Origin of the sequence: Kurthia sp. YJT4, assembly GCF_030219945.1 — a bacterium.
GTDB lineage: Bacteria > Bacillota > Bacilli > Bacillales_A > Planococcaceae > Kurthia > Kurthia gibsonii.
Map to the genome: position 1 here is coordinate 2,905,357 of NZ_CP126689.1, position 25,398 is coordinate 2,930,754.

The 25,398-nt window shown below is 32.5% G+C and carries 16 protein-coding genes; all 16 read right to left on the minus strand.

What is annotated here, in order from left to right; genetic code table 11:
- Window positions 1-3: 3 nt before the first annotated feature.
- The 16 genes from QN089_RS14545 to QN089_RS14620 all read right to left on the minus strand — a co-directional run bounded on the left by QN089_RS14545 (window position 4) and on the right by QN089_RS14620 (window position 25,390).
- Window positions 4-1,809, minus strand: a complete 1,806-nt coding sequence (locus tag QN089_RS14545; RefSeq protein WP_285215609.1) for an ATP-binding protein — start codon at window positions 1,807-1,809, stop codon at window positions 4-6.
- A 5-nt stretch (window positions 1,810-1,814) separates the two neighbouring features.
- Window positions 1,815-3,074, minus strand: coding sequence for a hypothetical protein (locus tag QN089_RS14550; protein WP_285215610.1), 1,260 nt, complete (start codon window positions 3,072-3,074; stop codon window positions 1,815-1,817).
- Between the two features lie 923 nt (window positions 3,075-3,997).
- A complete protein-coding gene (locus tag QN089_RS14555) occupies window positions 3,998-5,380 on the minus strand; it encodes a nucleotide-binding domain-containing protein (RefSeq protein WP_285215611.1) in 1,383 nt (460 codons plus the stop codon).
- A gap of 18 nt (window positions 5,381-5,398) precedes the next feature.
- Window positions 5,399-5,989 carry an SLATT domain-containing protein gene (locus QN089_RS14560; protein ID WP_285215612.1) on the minus strand — a complete coding sequence of 197 codons (591 nt, stop codon included), beginning with the start codon at window positions 5,987-5,989 and terminating at the stop codon, window positions 5,399-5,401.
- A gap of 64 nt (window positions 5,990-6,053) precedes the next feature.
- Entirely contained in the window at window positions 6,054-7,181 is a 1,128-nt protein-coding gene (locus QN089_RS14565) for a restriction endonuclease subunit S (protein ID WP_285215613.1), read from the minus strand.
- 3 nt (window positions 7,182-7,184) lie between these two features.
- Window positions 7,185-8,738 (minus strand): type I restriction-modification system subunit M, encoded by a 1,554-nt coding sequence (locus QN089_RS14570; RefSeq protein ID WP_285215614.1) that lies wholly within the window; start codon window positions 8,736-8,738, stop codon window positions 7,185-7,187.
- Between the two features lies 1 nt (window position 8,739).
- The gene (locus QN089_RS14575; RefSeq protein WP_285215615.1) at window positions 8,740-9,339 is read right to left on the minus strand and encodes a restriction endonuclease subunit S domain-containing protein; all 600 of its coding nucleotides are present in this window, start codon (window positions 9,337-9,339) and stop codon (window positions 8,740-8,742) included.
- Between the two features lie 123 nt (window positions 9,340-9,462).
- A complete protein-coding gene (locus tag QN089_RS14580) occupies window positions 9,463-12,216 on the minus strand; it encodes a type I restriction endonuclease subunit R (protein ID WP_285215616.1) in 2,754 nt (917 codons plus the stop codon).
- Window positions 12,217-12,643: 427 nt separating this feature from the next.
- Complete coding sequence (msr(G), locus tag QN089_RS14585) at window positions 12,644-14,101, minus strand: ABC-F type ribosomal protection protein Msr(G) (protein ID WP_195862629.1); 1,458 nt, start codon at window positions 14,099-14,101, stop codon at window positions 12,644-12,646.
- A gap of 117 nt (window positions 14,102-14,218) precedes the next feature.
- Window positions 14,219-15,412, minus strand: a complete 1,194-nt coding sequence (locus QN089_RS14590) for a macrolide efflux MFS transporter Mef(F) (RefSeq protein ID WP_101035418.1) — start codon at window positions 15,410-15,412, stop codon at window positions 14,219-14,221.
- A 1,047-nt stretch (window positions 15,413-16,459) separates the two neighbouring features.
- Window positions 16,460-17,986, minus strand: coding sequence for a Tn7-like element transposition protein TnsE (locus tag QN089_RS14595; RefSeq protein ID WP_195862695.1), 1,527 nt, complete (start codon window positions 17,984-17,986; stop codon window positions 16,460-16,462).
- Window positions 17,961-19,802, minus strand: coding sequence for a TnsD family Tn7-like transposition protein (locus tag QN089_RS14600; RefSeq protein ID WP_195862696.1), 1,842 nt, complete (start codon window positions 19,800-19,802; stop codon window positions 17,961-17,963). Before QN089_RS14600 ends, QN089_RS14595 begins: the two co-directional genes overlap by 26 nt.
- 26 nt (window positions 19,803-19,828) lie before the next feature.
- A complete protein-coding gene (locus QN089_RS14605; protein WP_101035421.1) occupies window positions 19,829-20,668 on the minus strand; it encodes a TIR domain-containing protein in 840 nt (279 codons plus the stop codon).
- Window positions 20,669-20,737: 69 nt separating this feature from the next.
- Entirely contained in the window at window positions 20,738-22,414 is a 1,677-nt protein-coding gene (locus QN089_RS14610; protein WP_195862697.1) for an ATP-binding protein, read from the minus strand.
- Window positions 22,389-24,554: a Mu transposase C-terminal domain-containing protein gene (locus QN089_RS14615; RefSeq protein WP_101035423.1), complete on the minus strand. Its 2,166-nt coding sequence runs from the start codon at window positions 24,552-24,554 to the stop codon at window positions 22,389-22,391. Before QN089_RS14615 ends, QN089_RS14610 begins: the two co-directional genes overlap by 26 nt.
- A complete protein-coding gene (locus tag QN089_RS14620; protein ID WP_101035424.1) occupies window positions 24,551-25,390 on the minus strand; it encodes a TnsA endonuclease N-terminal domain-containing protein in 840 nt (279 codons plus the stop codon). Before QN089_RS14620 ends, QN089_RS14615 begins: the two co-directional genes overlap by 4 nt.
- Window positions 25,391-25,398 lie beyond the last annotated feature (8 nt).

The window sequence follows — 25,398 nt, forward strand, 5'->3', positions numbered from 1 at the left end:
TGACTATTTTACTGTTTCTAATACTATATTTTCAGTCATTATTTTTGTGAAAAGTTCTTCGAATTTGATATCTATCCAATCTCTTTTCCATTCTTTCAAAAAGAGAATATCTTCAGATTTAGGAAGAGGGTTGGCATCATTGATTTTTACTATACAAGGCGTTGATACTGCATCACCAATTAATAAAGCCTCTTTGGTATCTAGCATTGCTAAAGAATCTGTATAAACATCAAAACTATCTGGTAATAATCTTTTAACATAATTTTGATCATCAGGATTAGTTAAACGCATTACAACAAAATTATTACATTGTGAGAAAACTGTTGGTGAAATTTCAGAAGGTCTTTGAGACACTATCATACTTGATAATCCATATTTTCTTCCTTCCTTAGCTACTCTTTCTACTGCGATTCTTGTATTTTTATATTTAACATCATTTAATTTCGGTATATACTTATGTGCTTCTTCAAAAACTAATAGATAGGGCGTATCATTGGTGTCATTCGTTTTAGTTTTTAAAAAACAAAACTCAAATGTAAACCTTGTGATTATAGAAACAACTATTGATACTATTTCAAAAGGTAAAGAACTTAAATCGATTATAGTTATATTTGAAGCATCATCTTTTCCGTTATGATAACCTAACAAATTCTTAATAATTCTAAAGAAATCTACTGTTTTAAGACTTGTTTGTTTTAACATGAAATCTAGTCTATTATCTAATATTTTCGTTTCAAATCTAGAGAGAAATCTGTTAAATTCTCCATAAAAGAATCCTTTCGATACTTTCTTTTTTAAAATACCATGATTGCTATTACCAGTAGGTTGATAAAAATCTAGCCCTTGCCAAAATGCTTCCGGAATCTCATTATCCACACATTTTATTTTTTCTCCATTAGAAAGCGCATAGTATTCGATATCATCTATTGAATACCTGGACTCCCTATTTTTGTTACTTAGATACATAATAACCTCGTTAATGTTAAAATAAACAGGACTATCGTAAGTCACATTTAAATTAGGATTATGTTTAATTTTATTACTAATAACTGCTTTTTTAAATTGAGATAGTTGATTATGTGAGTTTGCTTCATTAGACTCAATAAAAAAATCTTCTAATTCTTCAGCATTCATAAGCCAATATGGTATTTCTAAATTATTTTCTTCAATATTGAGATATCTATAGCTTTTCTCAAATGCATGTGCGTATTCCCCATGAATATCAAAAATAATAATATGTGTGTTTTTTATAGCCTCATTATCACTTTTGTTAGCCTCTTGAATTAGCTTAGCCACAGTACAAGATTTTCCTGACCCTGTAGAACCAACAACTGCTAGATGTTTTGAAAAAAACTTATCTCCATCAACCACGATATCAACGTTCTCATTTGCACTATGCTTTGAAAAAACAAACGGCTGCTCTCTCTTTTCAAAAATAGCCTTGAATTCTTCTTCTAAAAGAAGACTAACTGAAGTCGGAGGAATACTAATATTTTTAATTCCTTTTTTAAATAATATTTCTCCATCAATGCTTTCTAGTTGACCTATAGGATATGTATCTAGTAAAAAGTGACCTTTAGGTTGGTCATTTTGTTGAACTACACTATCACCTAACAAATCTTCAGCCATTTTAAAACTTTGAATCATGGCGATAATTGATTTATCATTACCATCTTCAATTTTTAAAAATGAACCTATTTTTAAATCCACTCCTGTATTTTCAGATTTCCATTTATTAAAATCTATAATTTCAATGACAATTTTATTATTTTCAAAACTGCGTACACGCAATTGATCGTCTTTATCCACTCTTATCAACCTCCAAATAATTGCAAAATTTCTTGCTCGTTTAAATTATTTATAATAAATTTATTCATGTTAGAATAATTATCCAGTAATGCATAATCCTCTACATCATCTATAAAAATATGCAGTGGATAATCAAATAAAATATTTTTTTGGTGCGAGTTAAAAGTTTTAAAAGATATTAATTTGTAATTATAACTTGCATTTTCTATTTTTTGCCTATTTCCTTGTAAAGTAATTAATGGTGCTTTGTTAAAATACTTATGATTAAAATAAAACTCTTCATATCCATCATTAAAAACTAAATCAAGATTTTCTAAAATCGTTATTTGAGAAAGTTCTCGCTTTAATTTTTTTAATTGTTCCTCATCTGAATTAATTATTAGAGTAATGGGTTTTACATCTTTTCTTTCACCTGATACAAAAAATTTTTTTGCTAAATCAATGATAAATCTGGATGTTTTTGAATTAATGGTTGGTAAATAAAAAACATGTGACGTTGTATATGGTTTAACATTTTTAAAAGATAGATATTTTTTCAAAGTGGCTATATATTTATCCTTTCCATACAAACGTTGAATTATTGCTGCTTCATTTTTCAAATAATTTTTAGTTAAATAATCTATAAATTCTCGCTTAGTTATCTTCCTAGAATCCGGATTTTTTTGAATTGCTAATTTATTGATATAAAAAATAGCATTTGAAAAATAGCCCACCTTACTTTCAATTTCATTAACTTGAAATACATTCTTAATCACATCAATTAATTTTTTATAAGCATCATCAAATTTATCAGCTTTGGAAAATATTAAATATTTTAAAAACTTTTCTTCTAACTCTTCCGACCATGTATTATCTTTTAAGATACTTTGGGCTTCTGTATAATTTAAAATTGTATTAAGCTCTATAGTAGTTGTTATTAAATTCGGAGATATTTGTTTTCTTTTTTCATCAATCCCAAAAAAACAAAACAGAGTATATTTTGTTTTCCACTTTTTTTCTTTTGAATAGTTTTCAATAAAATGTTTGAACATCAAAGCTATAGGTTTTTGAATAGCTGAGAGTGTATACTTTTTTGCTTCATGATACTTGTATTGAACTAATTCTTCTTCCTTTACTGTAGAAACATCTAAATCTTCAATACCTTCAATAGTAAAAGAAGTATCTTCATTTTTTGTCTCTAAAATTTTAATCACTGTTTGTATAAATTGATATGTAAACCCCATAATACCCGCTTCTGCGCTTCTCTTACTGGCCAATTGAATCATTCCCTTTAACTTTATTAAAAAACAACTAAATATTTTATTTACAAAGATTATCTGATTATAAAACCTAATGTGTGGACTTCATTCCAAATTAAAAATTTGCTGTTGCTATGTTGTTTCCTCTTGTAAGCTAAATCTTATATACGCCTATTATACCATTTAAATGGAAATAGTAATTATCAAATAACATTATATTCTATTTTACAAAAAACTTATGGCCTATGATATTCATATCATTTTATTAATCATTAACTTTGCTCTATGTTTATAGCCTTTTTTACTATGCTTTACTTTTCATACGACTATATTTCTTCGTCCTAGATTTTCAAGAATCGCTCTTTCTCATATCTCGTTACTATTAACTATACTCAATGACAAACCACTAATTAATCAATCTCATAGAAAATAAAGTCAGCATAAAGAGTGCATGATTCTTGCGTTTTACTTCTAAATTTTTAAACTCCTTACTATTAAACGAATTAACTGGACTTAATAGATTGTAATTCTTTGTATTCTTCTAACTCTTGCAATACATGTTCAAATTCAATTAATTTCTGGACTTGCTATAAAGATTGATTTTCGATTCCTCTTACCAAAGATTTTTACACACCATTGTTTCATCTATCATTTTTCACTTTTTATTAAATTAAATAGATGATTTAAATGCATGTATCGTATATTTCATACTACAACTATATACTATACTCAAAAAACACTTATATGGATATTTCATCCATATAAGCAGGTCTTATCAAATTCTATTTTAAATGCATAATTTTTATGTTGGAGTGGAATAAAGTTTGATTAAAAGTACATTGCAAATGTTGATTTTATAATAGAAGAAACCCACGTATTTTGAATAAAGATTGATCAAAATGCGTGGGTTTTAGGTTCGAAGTATTGAAGTTTTTATAAAAAAAGATTGATTAAAAAGAGCTTTGTAAAATATTTTCAATTTGAATAGGAACATGAATACGATCTCTTGCTACTACTGTATCTTCATAAACAATATAACATTCTACGAAATGATCTCCATTGAAATCTGCTGATTCTGTACGCTTTTCCATTCCCTTTTTTATTTGCCCTCGAATACAGTTTCTACGAATTGCTTCGTCACCTCTATTCAGAACTTTCCAATATATATCGAATTTAATTTTTTCATCCGAACTAAAGCTATTTATTTGGTTACGTTCTTTAATAATTTGCTCAAATTCATTTTCAACAATAAAAAATTCAAGTGTCCTTTGGCGTTTAATTCTAATTTGACCTTTCAAAAGGTCTCTTAAAAATGTCGGTCTATAACCATCTTGTTTAATAATACAGTCAACTTTAAGCGAATAACGTATATCAACTCTAAATTTATTTTCAATGAATTCCTCGGTGTTAGTTGCTCTAGTATAAGCAGATTCAAAGTAGGCAACAGATTTATTAACTGTTTCTGGAACTGGGAAGGTTTGGCCAAATAAATATACTAGCGTTTCATATAAGTCTGTACTATCTTCATCTAAATCTTTAATTTTGTTATAAGCCTTCTTTGCTTTCTTTACGAACTTACACTTTTTATTGTAGACTTTTTGATTACTGCCTAGAGCATACCAATATGCTTGATCTTCATTCAAATCTTTTAAATACTTAAATAAGTCTTTTAACAAATCTAAATAATCAGTAAAATCTGCAGAATAATATTTAGAATTTGCGTTCAAGAATTTGTAGACTAATGTATCAAGCAGTAATCCGCCAAATTTAAACCCAATGTTATTTTTCCAAGCTCTAACTAAATAACAGACATAGCTAAAATTATTATTGGTAGTAATATTGAAAGCAGCTGCTTCATCAATTTCTGGAATAGGGTTTGTTTTTTTCCAACTCCCTCCGTTATTTGTATCTGGATATAAGTAGGAACCATCCGTTTGTTCAAATGCAGGACAAACTTCAACAATCTTTTTTAAACTTTCAAAACTTACAACTACAACTTGTCCGTCACCTCGAACAATTGTTTTTGGATAAAGTTCTTTTATTTCTTTTTTTATGTCTTGTAGTAGCTTTGATTGCCCATTGCCCTTATATTCATCATATTGCTTCTTTTTATTGGTTGGTAAAATAAATAGCATGTCTACATCACTAAATGATTTAATCGCAGTTTTTCTTCCAAGTGATCCAACAATCTCGCAGTGCTCTGTTTCGCTTTCACAATCCTCATAATAAGATTTATTTAATCTTTTTGTGATTTTTTTAACTCGCTTAGTCTCTTCTTCAATATCTTCAATCTTTAAAGAATCAATAAACTCTTCTATATGCGTAGCTAACATACCGTATCCCCTTTGCTTCTAATTTTCAATACAAAACTTTATTACAAAACTTAAAATTGTAATAATTATAATAACAATCCACATTCTCAAAGACATTGGAAATCTATCTTTCCAAGTAAAGCTTTTTTGCTCATCAATCCATTCATGCTGCGCTTGATAAAAGAATTTATAATGAGCATACCAATCACTAAATGTTATTTGCTTTGTGATGCTTATGGCATAATAGTCATTCAACAGTTTTTGTAGTTTTTCTTGCTCTGCATTGGTCACCTCAGATTCAGTAGAACTCTTTGTCTGATAATACATATCTTTTAATTCATTATGAATTTCTGTTAGTTTTATGCCAGCTTTCATATAATCTTCTTTATTAGAGTTGTATAGGTTTATTTGCAGTGCAACAACACTTACTAAAATAATCACAAGAGACACTTCTTTGCTATAGTCAAAAGACGGTGCATACAATTGCCATATCCCGATTAATAATGTAATCAAAGCTATTCCACTTGGTACTTTTTCAACAATATCATGGGTTGCAAAATGCTTTTTAGCGCCAAACATCACATTATAGCCATGTTCTGCTAACGACTTTAAAAAAATTTCTTTTTTCATATTAACTCCTTTTCTATTGAAAAAGCATTCTAATATTACGTAATACTAGAATGCTTTTTGATTGTTATATAAACATTTGTTGCATAAATCCTTTTTTTTGTTTTTGAAGTAATTCTAGTTTTTTTTGGTGAAAACTGATAATATCATCTAACTTTTTGAAGAACATACCTATTTTCACTTGTTCATCTTTATTAATAGTAAACTGAATGTCTTCATTTTTTAAAATAGTAAAGTGGCGTTTATATCCTTGAGGATCTGGTTTGTATCTCTCTAATGTGGCAAATAGGTATTTGCCATCAAAATTATCAGCCCCAATGATTTTAACTCCATCAGTTGCAACAAAAAACGGTTCTTTAGGCTTATATAAAGAAACAGTATGGTCACCAAATAAAGATACATCATCAAAATCTTCAAATGGCTCTCCATCAGCATAACCAACTACTGGCTTGTCTCCTTGCTGAATCACCTCATATTTTCCAGATTGACTTGGATTCATCAAATAAGATTGAAATGGATAAGTTTTTAGTATTTGTGCAAACTTACTCTGTTCCCATTCCCCTGTAAATCCATCAAACCGCATCTCTGGCTGTGTCTCACCAGCTTTAGGAAACATCTTTTGCAGGAATCCTTTTTTCTGTTCTTGCAGCAAATCAATTTTTTGTTGTTGGAGTTGGATTTTTTTATTTAATAAATTAAAGAAATCACCTATCTTTTTCTGTTCTTCTATAGAAGGCTTAGCTATTACCAATTCTCCCAAGACTTTAAAGTATAATCGAGTTCGCGTGCCACCTTTTTTCTGCAAGACACAATGCTTTTTAAATCTAGGAGAATTATTGATATAGTTAAAAAAATACTCATCTGTTAAAAAATTATTTGTCTTAAAAACAGGATACTCTGGACTTACTAACCCTAAATTATATTTCGTATTGTAGTTAATATGAAATGTATTATCATCACTCATTTGGCGATAAGTAAAAGTGTTTTTCGGAATTATAGAATATCCTTCTATATCTTTTTCTTCTCTACCATTAAAATATTCAGAACGCGGAAATAGACCCATTCTAGAAGAAGTCAGTACAACACCTTTAGTTGTATCTGTCGCTTTTTCTTCAATCTTTACTAATAAATTTGATAGTTTATTTTCTTCCCATTCCCCATCAAACTCTTTAAATCTCAACTTTGGTACGTTCATCTCCTACACCCCCAATTCTTTGAAGTATGCAGCGAGTTCTTCGTCCACTTTCGCAATTTCGGCATCAATGGCTTCGAGCTGTTTTGCGACTTCGGCTAGATCTACTGGTTCTTCTTCTTCGAATGTGTCGACGTAGCGTGGGATGTTTAAGTTATAGTCGTTTTCACGAATTTCATCTAATGTTGCTGCGTATGAATATTTATCAATCGTTTCGCGGCTTAAATACGTTGCGACGATTTTTTCAACATGCTCATCTGATAAGTGGTTTTGGTTTTTGCCTTTTTCAAACTCATTTGATGCATCAATAAAGATGACGTTATCATCGTGTTTACGGCATTTTTTGAATACTAAAATACATGTCGGAATGGATGTACCGAAGAAAATGTTCGCTGGTAAACCGATGACCGCATCTAAATAGTTTTTCTCTTCAATTAAATATTTACGGATCACGCCTTCTGCAGCGCCACGGAATAATACACCGTGTGGTAATACGACTGCGAATGTACCGTTGTCGTCTAAATGATGGATAAAGTGTTGGACGAATGCGAAGTCGGCTTTTGATTTTGGTGCCAGTTTCGCATAGTTACTGAAACGCTCGTCATCTTGGAATTTGTCATCTGCACTCCATTTCGCACTGTATGGCGGATTGGCAACGATGGCTTCAAATGTTTCGCCCATATGCTGAGGATCTTCCAATGTATCGGCATTTTTAATGTCGAAGTTTTGGTATGGAATATCATGTAGTAACATGTTCATGCGTGCTAAGTTGAATGTTGTTGATACTTTTTCTTGACCGTAATATTTGTATACTTTCGCTTCTTTACCAACGCGTAATAATAATGAACCCGATCCACATGTACCATCGTATACGCTTTTAACTTCTGTTTTACCAGCTGTCACGATTTTTGCTAAAATACGTGACACTTGTTGTGGTGTATAGAACTCACCAGCTTTTTTACCAGCGTTTGCGGCGAATTGAGAAATCATATATTCATAAGCATCACCTAATACATCGATTTCTACGTCGTCTTGTAGGAACGGTATATCGGCAATATTCACAATCACTTTTGAAATTAGCTCTGTACGTGCTTTTACCGTTTTGCCGAGTTTTGTCGAGTTTAAATCCATATCATCAAATAAGTTCTCGAAGTCTTCTTGGCTATCTGCGCCCATTGTTGAAGCTTCAATTGCTTTAACGCCATTTTGAAGCGTTTCAACGTCGAAATCACCGTTTACACCTAATTCAATTTCTTTCACGAATGTAGAGAATAAGTATTGTGGTGTAATCACATAACCTAATTCTTCGATTAAATATTCTTGTAAATCTTCACGATATTCTTCATTATCCCAAGCTTCCACAAATGTTAGTGCATCTTCTTCAAGTAATTTACCTGCACGAGCTTCAACCTTTTCTGATAAATAGCGGTAGAAAATTAAGCCTAAAATATAGTCTTTAAATTCACTCGCATCCATTTGACCACGTAAGTCATTGGCCATTGCCCAAAGTTTTTTGTGCAATTCTGCTTGTTGCTGACGTTGTTTTTCACTTGTTGTCATATTAATGACCTCCTAATTGTTCGATACTCTCTACCATTTCATAATGAAGGAGTAGTTGTTCTAATCGATTCTTCTCTTTTAAAAGCGCTGTTTTTCTCTTTTTTAATTGTGCAATCTTCCCTAATACTATTTGTTTTTCAATATTGGGTAGTTTCAATTCAATTTCTTTTACATTCGATAACTTCAATGAAGAAATAATGCTTCCTTCTGTAAATAATGCGATTTGCTTTTGAATAGAAGGATGTTCATTGAATAGCCATTCCATAAAGTGCACATCTACTTTTTCAAAAAAGCTTATTTTCATAAAATTATTTGTTAATAAAAGACCTTGATATTGCGGAGGAAACCATGCAACCTTTTGTGTTAATGTATGTAACACGAGGCTTTCCGGATCAGTTAATACTTCTTGTTTAATCTTTTCTTTATTTACATAAATCGATCGGTCTTTTTCTTGAGAAATTCGATAATCAATTCCAAGTAAATGATTAAACTCTTTTAATGTTACTAACTGCATCTGGACACTATCTTCACTTAGATTAGATATTTCAACTCGATTTGTGAAAACACCTTGTGTAACATCTGCACATTCTCTTAACTTCATCGCATAACCTCCTTTATAAACACCATATTAAACGATATTTTAAATAATATCAATATAAAAAGTCGTTTATTTGCGATATTTTTTAAAATAACATAAAAAAAGAGAGGCTATGCCTCCCTTTTCTTACGCTCCATATTTTGCAACTTGTTCTTGAATAAAGTGTTTAATCTTTTTAATCGCCTTATTTTTCTTTAAAAATGATCCTGATAATTGGTCCATAATTGCACGATCTTCAATGAGATTAGCGTATTCATAAGTCGCTACTTGTTCTTTTAAAACAGATTGCTCTAATCCTACTTCACTTGCAAATGTAGTCATTTCTTCTTCTTGTACTACTTCTTCATATTTTGAATATTCATCAAGAATCGATACATTTGTACCGAGCTGTGGCACAATTTTATCTAAGAAGTTATGAATCAGTTCAACTTTTAGACGTAACTTTTCATCTGACGCATGATCTAACTCTTGTTTGATTAACTTAATCTCTTGATCACGTGTTTTTTCATCATTCATTGTTAAATTAGCAATGAGATTCATAATATAAGTTACATTAATTTTATCTGTGTGCATAAGCTCTAGTTCAAAATCAATATCTTGCAAGATAGATTCCTTAAATGGATTCTCTTTCTTCAAACGATCATGAATTTTGAAGTATTTACTCTTATAGTCTTCATAAGATTGCTCTGTAATTTGCAGTTCATCTTCATCAAATTCAAAGTCAGAAAATGATTGCAGTCGTTGAAGCATTTTCGTTACATTTTTGAAAGCCACAATAAATTCTCGTTGATCTTCTTCAGTTTGAAGTGTGTCTACTTGCTCAGGCGATACTGCTACTTTTTTCAGACCTTTTAATGCTTCTTTAAATTTTGCTAGATAGGCATCATAGTTTTGCATTAAAACATCATCAACAGAATCTGTTTTAGAAAACAAACGAATTGTCGCATCTGTTTGATTCTTTAAATTGCGATAACAAACGACATTACCATAAGGTTTTGTCGCCTTTTCTACACGGTTTGTACGGCTATAAGCTTGTAATAAATTATGATATTGCAAGTTTTTATCGACATATAATGTATTAAGTGGCTTACTATCAAATCCTGTTAAGAACATATTTACAACGAGTAAAATATCAATTTGCGCATTTTTCATCTTTTTCGATACGTCAGAGAAGTAGCGATCCCATGTATCGGTTGAATAGTCTGTTCCAAACATTTTATTATAATCGACAATCATACGGTCTAATGCTTCACGTGAATGTTCTTCTGTACCATCACTTTCTTCGTTCGCACCAAATGAATAAATCCCTGCAATTTTCAAGTTATGATTTTTCGATTTAAATAAATCATAGTATTTAATTAACGTTTGAATCGAATCTACCGCAAAGATACCACAATACCCTTTACTTTTTGCGCGACGGTTGTGATTATCGACAATATGTTCTGTAATCATATTTAAACGCGTAGGGTGATGTAATACCTCATCTGTATCAATACCTTCCACTTTTGTATCATCAGATTCATCTGCTTTTGATTGGAATGTACTAATATATTCAACTGAAAAACCTAATACGTTCCCATCACGAATCGCATCTTTAATTAAATAGTTGTGTAAACATTTTTCAAATAAATCTGCAGTTGTACGACCATCCTGACTTTTATTTTCTTCAAAACGTGGCGTACCTGTAAAACCAAAGTATTGTGCATTTTGGAAGTGATGATCGATATCTTTTCGCATATCGCCGAATTGGCTACGATGGCATTCATCAATAATGAAAACAACATGTTCTTGTTTATACGGTTCCATGATTTTTTCATAACGTGGATTTTTAACTGCATTACTCATTTTTTGAATAGTCGTAACGATGAACCGTTTCATCGGATCTTTAATTTGCTTAATTAATTCCTCTGTTTTATCTGTGCGATCCACAGAACCTTTTTCAAACTTATTAAATTCTGCAGTCGTTTGGCTATCTAAATCTTGACGATCGACGAGGAAGAACACTTTTTTAATGCTCTCCTCATTCGCTAATATTTGTCCTGCTTTAAAAGAGGTTAACGTTTTCCCAGAACCTGTCGTATGCCAAATAAAACCGTTATTATTCGTTTCATTCGCACGTTTCACTAATGCTTCTACTGCATACACTTGATACGGACGCATCACCATTAATGCTTTGTCCGTATCATTAATAATCATGTAACGACTAACCATTTTTGCTAGATGGCATGGTTGTAAAAATACTTTCGTAAACTCTTGTAAGTTCGTAATAATATTATTTTCTTCATCTGACCAAAAGAACGTAAAACCAAACTGAATATCATAATCCGAGTTTGAGAAATATTTCGTATCAACACCATTACTCACAACAAAAATTTGCAGGAAATGATACAGTCCCTGAAATGAATGACGACGATAGCGCTGGATTTGATTAAAAGCTTCTTTGAAATCAAGTCCGCGACGCTTTAACTCGATTTGAACAATAGGTAATCCATTGATGAAAATGGTCACATCATAGCGATTTTCATACTTTCCAAACATCGTTGTTTGTGTTGTTACTTGGAATAAGTTTTTACACCACTGTTTTGTATTCATTAATTCTAAATATAATTCTGTTCCATCTTCACGTTCTATAAGTAATTTATCACGTAAAATTTTAGCCGATTCATAAATACTTTTACCTTCTATTGCTACTAGCACACGCTTAAATTCTTTATCTGTTAATAATTGGCCATTCAATTTTTTTTCATTAAATTTATTTAATTGTGCACGAAAGTTAGTTAAGACAGATTGATAATCAGATAATTGAACGGTTTCATAACCTTGTGTTTGCAGTTGCTCAACTAGATGCTTCTCTAATTGTGCTTCAGATTGATACCCCACGTGAATGCCTCCTCATATTTTTCTTATCTTATTATAACATTAATACAAAAATAGGAACTTCAAAGTGTATATGTACTTTAATTTTCTATTGAATATATCACTTTAATATAGAAAGTACGATAATTTATTAAAAATACCACATATAAAAAAGCTAATCTGATTAGACAACCACCTTTCGATAGATAATCTAGTCTGTGTAACTTTGAAATATAGTTTGAGCAAAAACACCTCGTAAACCCTTATTAAACGATAAATAAGAAGAATCCATTTTGAAAAAAGATTGATCAAAACGGATTCTTTCTTTATGAAGTATTACACTATTTTTATAAAAAAGTTTGATAATTCTCTACTGTATTCTTCAAAACAGTACCCAATTACGAAAGATCTTATTTTGATAATAACCCCATTATTTCTCCTTCATCATTAATCAACCCCTTAATTTTAGCTGTTGATCTTCAATGAAATATATACAATCTGCTACACAATCAATAAACCTGCGATCATGTGATACGAAGATAATAGTGCCTTTATATGCTGTAATAAATCTTTCTAACGCTTCAATAGCATAGATATCTAAAAAATTGGTTGGTTCATCTAACAATAAAATATTATACTCTCCTAAAAATAATTGACATAATTGTAGACGAATCGCTTCACCACCACTTAATGATTTTACACTTTTTAATATATCTGTGCCGACAAACAACATGGAATGTAGAACGCTTCGTAAAAATCTCTCATCGTATTCAGAACGATTTTTCAGAAATTCCAATACCGTTTCATCCCTTGTATATTGATAGCTCATTTGACGAAAGTATCCAATTTTTGCTTTTGGTGAAATTGTTAAACCGGGCGCATTGATAGCAATATGGTGGAGTAAAGTACTTTTGCCAGCACCATTTTTACCCGAAATTGCAATTTTTTTACCAAGCGGCATTTGAAAACTTACTTCATTTAATAATACTTTGTTATCCGCTTGAAGAGTAAATCGGTCTGCCATTATCGGAAATTTATTATGCAGCTCTAAATTTCTCGATTGATGGAAGTTTATTTGCCTATCCTCTTTTACAGCATCGACTTCCTGAAGTTTTTCCATTCGTTGCTCAATGGCCTTTGCTGCACGCTGCATAGCTTTTTGGCTCGTACCTTTGGATTTTGTCATAAAGGACTTATCCGGCTTTGCATTCGCATCTTTTTTTGACAATCGACCTGCTTGTGCAACTTTTTCAGCTTTCTTCATTTTTTCTTGTGCTGCTTTTTCTAGCCTGCTCTTTTCTTTTATGAACTGTTCATGTGCTTGACTCTGCTGTTCACGTTCTAACTTCTTTTGTGCCATGTAGTCGCTGTAATTTCCTGAATAGATTCGTACCTTACCTTCATGAACTTCCCAAATTGTCGTAACTAGTTCATCTAATACAGAACGGTCATGACTAATTAATACAAGCGCTCCGTAGTAATACCTAAGTTCATCGAGCAAAAACGAAATCCCCTCTTGGTCTAAGTGAGTAGTCGGCTCATCAATTAATAAAGCTTCATAATAATGAGTAAACAATTTAGCGAGTTTCATCCTTGTTTGTTCCCCACCGCTTAGCTGATTAGAGTCTTTTGGTACGTCTAATTTTCCAAGTAACACTGGATCAGCATCACGTACTGATGGAGTTTCAAGTTGCTCAAAATAGCCATTCTCAACAAGCCGATTCACCTTTCCCGTTGTTGGCTTAATGATACCCGCCAGTAATTTTAGTAACGTGCTTTTACCTGCACCATTTTTACCGACTATGCCGATACGGTCAAATTGGTGTACAGCTAATCTTTCAATCTTTAAAACCTCTTTATCTAGATATGTCACTTCTACATTTTCTAATTCAAAACAGATTTGTTCCATCTTTCGCTACCCCCGAAATATTTTTATTCCGTATCGATAGCTAGAATCGATACGAGCCTCTTTCTCAAAACCAAGCTCGTATCAAAAGAATAGTAAAAATTGCATGAAATTCCCCTCCTATTTTGCTTTCCTTACGATAACAGCATTTAATACAATTAATATACCTGTAATCAAAAATAATACGGCCACATTTGTTAAGTGGATCAGAACCCCAGCAAATGCGTAACCCAACGGTGTTGCAAGTAATGCCAAACTTCCAACAAAACTAAACACTCTCCCAAGTAAATGAGGTTCAATTTCGGTTTGGATAAGAGCATAAAACGGAGCTGAAAATAATGGACCAGACAATCCCACTAGACCAGCCATTACGATAAATCCATAGAATAAAGTTGATGGAAGTGTGCCAGAAATGAATAAGGCAATCCCCATCAGTATCATTCCGCTAACAATGAGTTTCAATTTTTCAAATCGATCTCCGAAAATCCCCATTAATATACCACCAAAGATGAGGCCAACAGCAAAAACAATTTCGATTATTCCAGCTTCAACTACGCCCTTCTCGAAATGATTTCGTGTCATAAGCGGAAAGTAAGTGCCTAGCGGAATATACAGCACCGAAACAATCGTAATCGTGACTGTTAACCTTAATAAAACAGGATGTTTTACAAGTGCATGATATCCTTCTTTCATATCGCTGATAAAACTAGAAGAATCAACAGTTTCTGAACTCTGTACATTTGGAATGTGAATAAATAGCAAAATACTACTAGCAATTACTGCCCCAAAGACATCTAGTAATAGAACCCACTCAACGGAGCTTATCGCTAGTAATGACATCCCCGCTGCTGGACCAACAATATTTGATATAGAAGCCACTGTCTGTCCCCATCCAGAAACTTTTGTCAAATGCTCTTTTGGGGCTATTAGTGGAATAGACGCTTGCATAGCCGGCATATGGAATGCAGTTGCTAATGAACGAACGATCAATACAATTATCACCAATATAATACTCGGATCATAAAAATACATTGATACAAATAAAGCTAAACTTCCAAGTGCAACCGTCATATCTGCAATTATCATAATCACTTTTCGTGAATAACGATCAGTAATAGTTCCTGCAAAAGGACCTAACAATGCTTGTGGCATAAATCCAGCCAGTCCTGCTAATGTTAAAATCAGTGGAGAACCTCCTGATGTATCTGTTAACCACCAAATGATACTAAATTGAACAGCAGCACTGCTTAATAGTGAAAAGAACTGCCCTGTAAAAATCGCAATAAATTTCCGTTTCCAATTCATATTATCCATTTTCCCTACCTCCAAATAATAAAAAAATCACAAGCATCTGCTTGTGATTTTAGAGTAAAGGGAAAGAGATCCATCCTTATTTTTTGTGACTTGTAGAAAGTCATCACTAAACATACCTAGCTCTAGCATGAGCATGGCTAAGAAAGTGAAAAAGATAAAAATAAAGAAAGGCAGAACAAGTCGCCTTTCTCATCATAACATCTTTCCATCCCAAATAAATCAAACAGTATATTGCCTACATCAAAATAGTTAGACAAACCACAAGTATGGATTGGGTGGATTTTTGAAATGAAGATTATTAAAAAAGGACAGACTACTCCCGTTTACTCTGTAAATACAAACAGAGCCTTTGAACGTATTTAATTACTTGTTCAAAGATAGGGAACGTAGTCTCATAGAATGTGTCATTTTTAATAATCCTCCTAATAGTTTATAAAATACATTAGTAATTATATATTTTTAATAAAAAAAGTCAAGTTAACTAAGACTATTTTTCTTGCACTGTACTGAATACCCTTTGGCATAAATACCAATATTTCAAAACTTAATATATATTTATCATAAATTTCTTCTGTTATGTGGTATTTTGGATAATGGCCCGTTTGCAGAAAAAAGATTACGGGTAGAAACTATAATCTCCCTTTCCATTTACTATTTTATAGATTGTTCTGCCTTGTATCAAGTGTTTGCCGTGCTTGCATAAAAAGTTGCATAAACAATGTTCCACTAAAAAAGAGACAAATGGCCGTTATATCAACGTTTGTCGCTTTTCCCTATGCCCCCAAACTTCCATTTGGGAACGTTATTATATTTATTGATGTATACGTTATAAATCCTTTTTAAACTACAGCACTTTCGTTTGTTTAAGTAGATTACTTCACAAATATAATAAATAAAATCTCATTTAACTATACTATCTACCAAAAAACAGGGTAACAGCGAGCTGGATTTAGGTCAAGGTTTCGGACACACAAAAGTTAAGTTTTTGTTTTGTCGCAACCACCATTTATGGAGTGTTCCATTTAAGTGTATTAAAAGGATTATTTATTAAACGTCTGAGATTTTACTGAATACCAACTTTTTAAAGTTACTCGTGTGCTTTACTTTATAAATCGCTAGGCTCTTTTCCCATTTAACTAAACCTTCTTTTAACCAACTACCTGAGCTGAATATAATGTATTTTAGTAAAGGCTCAATATGCAATTTAATATTTGAACAATCTAAGGATGTAATAATTAAAGTAGAAACACTACGCCCAGCGCGTTCAACTTCTAACAATGCAACTTCTTTTCCATTCCTTAGTTTTACATATGCCACTATATACTTTCTAGGAGTAATGCCATCATCTAAAAACGCAAATGAACGCTCTCCTATGTCAGTTAACTCACCAACATATGCCTCCACACTTTCTACAAAATAAGCTCTTGATAACTCATTTAATACTTCTTTAAAGTCCGCTAATTCACCATTAACATATGTATTTTGTAATGACTTAACTTCTAAGCCTCTTAATAGACTTGTTCCGCCAATATCCCCCATTGAACGGCTGTTATTAACTGCTTTGACAGTCTTTTTAGTGTTGTGATCAATTCCCTCGCGTTGTTTGGATGAAGTTATTCTTTGTTTAGTAATTACTAGAGCATCTACGTATTCATGAGTTAAAGTATCAGTCATTACTTCATCAAATTCATTTGTACGTCCATCAACTGTTACATCCGCTTCATAATCGCCTGAAGTTGAAAGGGGGAGAATTATACGTTTTCTTGGTTCATTCGATTTTTCATGACGAACAAGGCTAGGGTGAGTAATTTCCAAATTAGAAACCTGCAATTCTTTATCTAGCATCGCCTTAATATATAGAACTGTATATCCTGTTGGTGTTTTTTTCACACGTAGCTTTAGTTTGATTGGTGTTTGAAATGGCCATTCAAACTTAAGAGAGTCATTAAAATGAAAATTACTAGCTATACTTTCATATACTTTACGAGCGTTATTGTTCATTAATAGCCACACTAAATGATGTAAATACTCGTTCTTTAAATACTTTGCATTGTATGAAGACGCGAAGTGTAATCGTAATAAATCCGACTCATATTGTTCTGTGAAATATAACGGGAAAGAGTTCATTTCAAATAAACAATTCAACAGGAATGCATTCGGTGCAATGATTCCTCTAAGCACTTCAATTAAAGGTAGGTAGAAACGCTCCCCATTGTATTTGATAACGAAAGTTTGCGATATTTCTGTATATTTTGTCCCGCGTATTGAATAGTTTTGTTCAAAATAGCCAACGTAATTTGGATCTATTGTAATGATAATTTCTTCAGTTTGGTTAGGTGAGATAGGTTGCGTAATAACCCCATCTACGTAATAATGCTGGATTCTTAAAGAAGCTAATACAGTCCAATCAACTATTAACTTTTCAGTTGTATAATATCCATTAACTTTTCCACTAAAATAAACTGGCAGCACAATCTTTTTTTCGTATCTAAAAGGTGCACCGATCCATTCTAATTTCACGCGTGCACCTTGATCAAACGGCCAATTCTTAAGCTTTATATCTTTGCTTTTCATCGATTCCACCTTCCTGTAAATACGCCTCTAATATTGACCGAATCGTTTTAAAATCCTTTGACTTTATCCCTGCCAATCTTTGAACACGCCACAATTTCACATCGCTTGATTCATTTTTCAAATTATCAATGATTCTACAGCATCTGCGAATTTGAAATTGTTCCACACTTTCCGTAATTTGCTCAAGTAAACGCTTTGTAATAGGCAGCTGTTCTAAATGTCTTTCAAGATTGGCTATTATCCCTAAACGTTTACCTAAAAGAGATGTCGTAATTCGAATAGGCTTCTCAGACGCCCATAATTGCTCATATAGCGTTTTTATTGCAATTGTATATTGTTTGTCTCTTTTACTCCAATCGACGGTCTTAACCTCGTTATAACGCTTTTGATGGGCTGGTAATATACTAAACAACCATTCTTTATCGTGACGGTATAAATACATATATTCTTTTTGGTAAGTTTTACGTAATTGCGTTCTACTTGATTGCGGATGCTTTTGCACAATCGTAATAAATTCAGCTTTATATGAATCTAAGTTTGATACTGTAATAGGAACCTTTTGCTGGTCCTGTTTGAATGATGGCTGTTCTAAATATTTTTTTACGGTTTTAGAATCTACGCCTAACTCTCTTGCAATTGCTCTGATACTTATGTTTTCACATGAAAGTTCAATTAATTTTTGATGCCATACATGACCAAACTCTTTTACTCGACCTATCTTGAATATGTCTGTCGATTGTTTTCTTGCATAAATAAACCCACATGAGCATGTAAATGTGCCAATTAAATTTTTCGTTTTAGAATCCCTTGTTACGTCTACATCTTGAATGATGAACTGCTTGTAATGTGATGCAGCCTTATTTAAACAAGGAAATGGACCATTACCAAATGCACCTTGATCAGCTGAAGTAGTTCCAAAACTCTCTATATCCTGTTGTAAAAAATCCAGCAGAAATAAATGACGTAGCGGATGTACATGACGCTTGGAATTACGCAATAACACCTTCAACCAATTATATTCGTATGCCTCGTTTAATTCACTTTCATACAGTTGCAAAAAGTCCTTTGGGAAATGTGACTCGAACGCTTGATATAACTCCTTTTGTCGCACACAATTTGAGGCTGTTATTAAATTGCGCTCTCTTAATAACGCTCGATACTTAGAACTTATGATTTCCCTTGAAAGTCCATGTAAAGGTAATTGCAACAGTTGATATGCCTGCTTTGCTATTGTTACAGCTATATCCTTATATGGATCCGTTTCGTAAATAGCTGTTAAATTCATATGTTTTAATTCAAATCTGACATATTGTATCCGACTATCTGTTGTAGTTGGATATTTACGCAAAGACACTTCATGATGTAGACAATAATTAATTCCTTGAAGCTGATGCTCTCTATGAATGTACGGTTCTCCGTATTGTGCATCATCTGCTTTAGCACATTCGGCACAATAATATAAACCATCCTTTTTACAAACACTTCCCGCAATCATGCCAAGCCTTGTATATAATGCCTGTCCATCTTGTAATACATCCTGCAAAACTTCCTGCTGCCGTGCTTTCGATAAAAACGAAGCATAATACGGATAAATCGTATGGTTGGATAAAAGCGATTCTACCGAGTAATGCGGTCCTAGCTTTTCTGCCAAAACAGAAAAATAGCTGCCAATCTCCACACTCGGTATCACACAACGACTGCCAAACAACTCTTCCAACGTATCTTTACAATCAAGATTCCCACTATAAAAGTGGTAACGAGCAATGGCTGAATACAACAACTCATTTGGATATGGGTTTGTGAAGAAAGGTAGCATTTAATCACCTCATAGACATTAATAAATTATACAAATAACTTATTTGCATCCAAGTCGTAACCGGCATTCTTTAGTTCTTTAAATAAATCCATGTGCCAACCGTTCCCTGAATCATAATTAATATATACAACTCCTGATATATCATTTGGTTTTTCAATATCATCTTTAACTAATGCACACACATTAGACCTCCCCAATCTGCCAATTAAATAACCATGTTCAAATACAACGTTTTGTCTTGCTCTCATTTGTAGTTCATCACTAGCTTTAGCTTTCCCTAAATCACAAGGGGTATAAAGTACAATACCAAAACCTACATCTGCATTATTCTCTATTTTTTCAATAATTGTTGCCCCACCACTAGCTTGTTCATGTAGAATTATAGGTTTCAAGTCTAATCTTTCTAAAAACCTAGCGACAGAGATTTTCACACTCTCATCATGACCATGCACTATAAATACTTTTTTGTTATCTATTTCAACTTGAGAAGGATTCATTAATATATTTTCATAATCTTCCATTTTAATTTTAGCTTCTTTCATTATTTCCGATGTTACATCAAGGGTATAATCATCATCACTAAAAGCTTCTTCTTTAGTCACAATCCAGATAAAATTCTCTGGTAGTTCTGCATCTTTTCTTTCCACTATTGTTTTTATAGGGAATTCCGTAGTTTTAACCACTATTCTAACTACATTTTGAGAATTCAAAAAATAACCATTAAACTGTAGTTCTTCTTTTTTTAAGAATGGTAGAATAGTTTCTTCAATAATTTTATTTTTGTCTTCTTTATCATATTCGTATAAACTTAAGTTTTCACTAGCACCTGGAATATTTGTCACTTCCATAAATACTTGATACAACATTTATTTCATCCCCTTTTTTACAATAATAAAAATTAATAATGCTATATTTATCTAATATTTTCTACAGCTTTATATCTCTATTTTAATGTATCCTTTACTTTTTAATAAATCGTAAGGATGTATTTTTTTCTTCAATGCTTGCTCTCTTAAAATTAGTAAAGGTAATACTTTATCTATAGAAGCTATAGAATTCTTCTTTTCTTTTACTCTTTCATTCATCTCAATTAAATAAGGTATCAGTTTTGATTTCAGAACAATTTCATCCGTATCAGCTGGGGTATCTTCTACTATTTTTTGAGTAGCTTTTAGAATATCTGTTGAAGATAATGAGTGAAATATGCCTAAAGATGCGGCTTCTACGCTTAACGCTTCAATTAATTCTTTCCGCTTGTACTCTAACGTATTCTGACGTTCTTTCATTGCTGCTTGTACTTTACCTTCATACTGCGTATTCTTCTTATGATTCATCATCAGTTCATCTAGATTAATCATAATATCCTCATACTTATACATCGCAGTAAAATCATTATTCCTTATCGCCTTTAGCATTGGCTGAATAATTTTCATATCTTCTTTGGCCGTTTTTTTAATTACTTTAGATGTTAATATTTCTTCTTCATTTTGTTCATCAAATAAAACGCGTTCTTGCGCTAAAATAAACAGATTAACAGCTACCGACGTTATACCTTGGCACTCGTCATAAAACGTCTTTTTAACGTCTTCTGTGAGCTCTGAGCGTGTTTTAAGGCATTGCAATTTCCAAAGCGTTTCAAGAAAGAACTCCCATTCTTCACTTTCTTCGTCCATCCTATCCCAAATAATTGCTCCATCACTTGCCGCGCGTCGAGCTTGACGGAAATTTCCTTTGAACAGTTGCTGCGCTTTAGAAGTACCAATTAGGACTGTAGGAATTCCAACAGTATTAGATAATGTTACAAAGAAATTTAACATCTCTTCTTGATCATTTTTAGCATGTAACAAATGCTGAATCTCATCAATGACGAGTACACCAATCCCGTACATACTAGCTAAAGATGTCATATGGAGAAGCATTGTAGATGTAACTCGATTTAAATAACCGAACTTTTCTAAATAACGAGTTCCTAATAAATCATCGATTGCTTTAAAAAAGCTTTTGCATAACGTAGAGAGGCTTCCATCATATGGACAATCGATTTTCAACCACACTATTTGAGTACGATTAAATGGTTGGTCTTTGTAAATATCATGTTTAATGACTTGAGGATACATTAATAAAAGACGCTCTATTGCTGTCGTCTTACCAATTCCAGAAATCCCAATAATCGAAAGGCTATCGGCAGTTGAACGAATATAATATAAACGATCATCGATATATTTATGAGCTTGTTCCTCATCTTCCCGTAATTCATGCAATACTTTAAGACGTTCAAAAAATGTTTTATCTAATGGGTTTCTAGCTAAATATCCTCTGCGTATCAAAGTTGATAAACGACGTTCTACTTCAAAATGGATCGGTAATGGCTGAATGAAATTTTTCACACGCTTTAATACGTGATAACGAATATTAATATCTTTCTGCTTGTCTTCCTTACTTATCCGTGGGGTTACCATAAATCTATCTAATACGTCATCCTCATTGAAAATAGGCGGAAGAGCTTCTAGAAAAGGGTTATTTTTGTACTCTGGAAGGAGTTGTTGCTTGTAGACCGCTTCCTCATAATCGCCTTTTAAAACAACATTATTCGTCTTCTCCAAACTGCTCATCTCGCTTTCTTTTCAATTTACTCATTATGCCTGAACTCGATTTTTTAGGTGATTCTTCTTTTATTTTTGGGAATTCTAATATTTGTGTAGGTTGTTGATTCATTTTTGCTTCTCTATCAACTAAATCAAATTTTTCCTCTTCTCTTTGTAATGCTTTTTCCGCCTGTCTATTTACCTTTATATTACGAACTTGTTCGGTTTTTGAAGTTGGTTTGGGCTGCTTTTTCTTTTCTGATTTAGCTTTTTTAATAATGTCTTCAATTGTTGCATCCGTATTGATACTGTTATTTTTCTGTTCAACAAACTGCTCTGCCTTTAGTTCTTCAAGATATTCCTGATAAAATTCGATTTCATCTAACGTATTTCCTTTGTATTGTTCGCTTGTATCTAACAAGAAACAAATATCAAAGCTTTTACCATCATTAGATGGGATATAGATTTGATTCATATCTCTAGGGTCATATGCAACTTCAATGCTTGTACTTCTCAACTTCACATACCATTGCTCATTAATAGCCTTATCAGAACCATAAGAAAGCCCTTTAAATTTAATACCCGCTCTAGTAATACGAGCTTTTCCGCGTGGTAATATATTTAGCCTATATATGTTTTTGTCATTTGTAACTTGTAAGCGTCCTTTTTTATTAGCAATACCCCAGGACCAAAGATTAAGTGGGGTAGCCACTAAGCCATCTTCAATCATTGCTTTTTCTAAAGGATATTTATCAATAATTTTTTGATTATGTTGTAGCATTAAATGAATAACAATTTTAGTGAATTCCTTTAAATTTAACGTGGCATCTAATCTATAATCTCGATCTCCACGCTCACGATATTCTTTTTGAATCGCTCCTGGTGCTTTACGTTTTATTTTGCCATTGATGGTACCAAACTGACGTTCAATGACTCCTTTTAAATCCCCACGATAGGCAGAAGTGTTTTCAATTTTGATATTAAAGTTATTAATTAAACTTGTTACTGAATAACCTTCAAACTCGCCTCTATCTGCAATTATAATTTCTGGTAAATGTTTAGCTGGCCATTGTGAATCATTAATATAAATGTCATGTTCTGCACAGAAAGCAACTTTATCTGTAATCATATTATCTAGAGCCATCATCGCACCTATCCAAGAAGGACCTTCTAAACCAACGTATACACCTGTAAATAGCCTTGAATACACATCTATAATTCCGTAAACAACTGGACGTCCAATAATTAAAGAACGATTAAATGAGCTCACTAAGTAAATATCAGCAATCGTGGCATCAACTTGAAATCGAGTACCGGGTCCGTCTGCCTCCTGTGTAGAATTACTCAAAATTGGTCTATGCTTTAGTTCAAACTCTTTTTTACTTTTACGCATAGAAATATCTAACTGTGGATCCTCATACTTTTTAAACCAATAGTAAAATTGGTTATAACTCGGAATTATTGAAGCATCCCACACACTATATTTCACTTCACCATCTTCAACATATTTATTAGAGTAGAAGTCACGTAGTAAAAATTCATATGCATCTGTTAAAGTTATCTGCTCTTTTTTACGGTAGTACTGTTTTATTACATGTGCGAATTGTTTTTTCACATCGTCAGTAATATTAATACCTTCGTTTAAATCATTATTTAAGGCATATTTACGAGGTCTTCCTACTTTATTGGCCCCTGATAAATCTCTTTCCTTACCTTTACCACCTGATTTATTGTAGTCGGGTAGTAAAGCATTTTTATTTAAGCCTCTTTGCCAAAAACGAGTAAATAGTCTTTTTGCCTTGAGCTTTTTCAAATTAAACTTTTCAGCAATTTCGTCAAAGGTTACATCACGCGTTTTCTTTTCAAGCAGCTGCCATTTAAGTTCTTGCCATGAACTATTTATTACTTCCCAATCTCCATCTCGTTTTTCAACCTGCTTTGGAGTTAAATATTTATCATCTTGGCTCATAAAAAACGGGTCTGAAACTGCTAATAAAATACCTGCTTCGATTTCATCCTCAAATGTTTTCAAAGTGACTTTTTTAGGCATAGCAGTATCACCGTTTAGCTCCACATAGTAAACGAATGGATCGTCTAACTCGATAACACGTATTTTATTTTCATTATCTTTATTCACATACTGATACACCTGGTTATAAAAAATCATATTGCTTTCACCTTCTCAGAATAATCCTTATGAACAGATTGGATTTCAATAACACTATTTACATCTAATCTATTCATTAAATCTACTTCAATTGCTTTTGTAATAATCAGATGTTTGAATAGGGTAAGACCACAGCCAGGTGCTAAGTAAAATACCTCGTCTAAACGCGTACAAGCTTCTCTAACTGTTCTATCCTCCGTAAGTAAAGTCGAAATTAAGTGAACGCTAAATATATCAATATCCGCTTCACTAAATTCATTAAAATCTTCAATACTATTTAAATCAGCATAAGAATGTACAAAAGAAATGTTCATCGCCATTTCTTTCGGTACTTCTAACTCTGTTACAATGCCCCAATCAATACCTTTACGTTTCCAGTACTCTCGTTCGATTTCAAATTTTTCAATGACGCGTTTATCCATAAGGTCATTCTTATATTTTAATGTTCGAGCTACATTGATAGGCTTTCCTTGTTCCATTTTCGTAACTACAAAATCCGTTGTCATAACAATTGGCTCTTTCGTTTCAGGATGTGCTGGATGTTTAATACCCAACTCATTTGCAATAATCATTGTTTCCTCTAACTCTAATAATGGAAATTGCTCACGAATATCAACTACATAATCGGAATATTCCAACAAATAAAAGTAGTTACGTTCTAAGTCTGATAAAAACTCATACTGTCGAGGAATTTTAATACCTTTTAAGCGAGTGGAGCGACCAAGAGATGATACATCTTGAATAACTAGCCATGGCTTGTAATCTATTCCTATTCCTTGACCAAGACCGTCTTTTAGCTTTTTCTCTATCGGTGTTGTTCGTTTGCGTTTGGACAATTAAAATC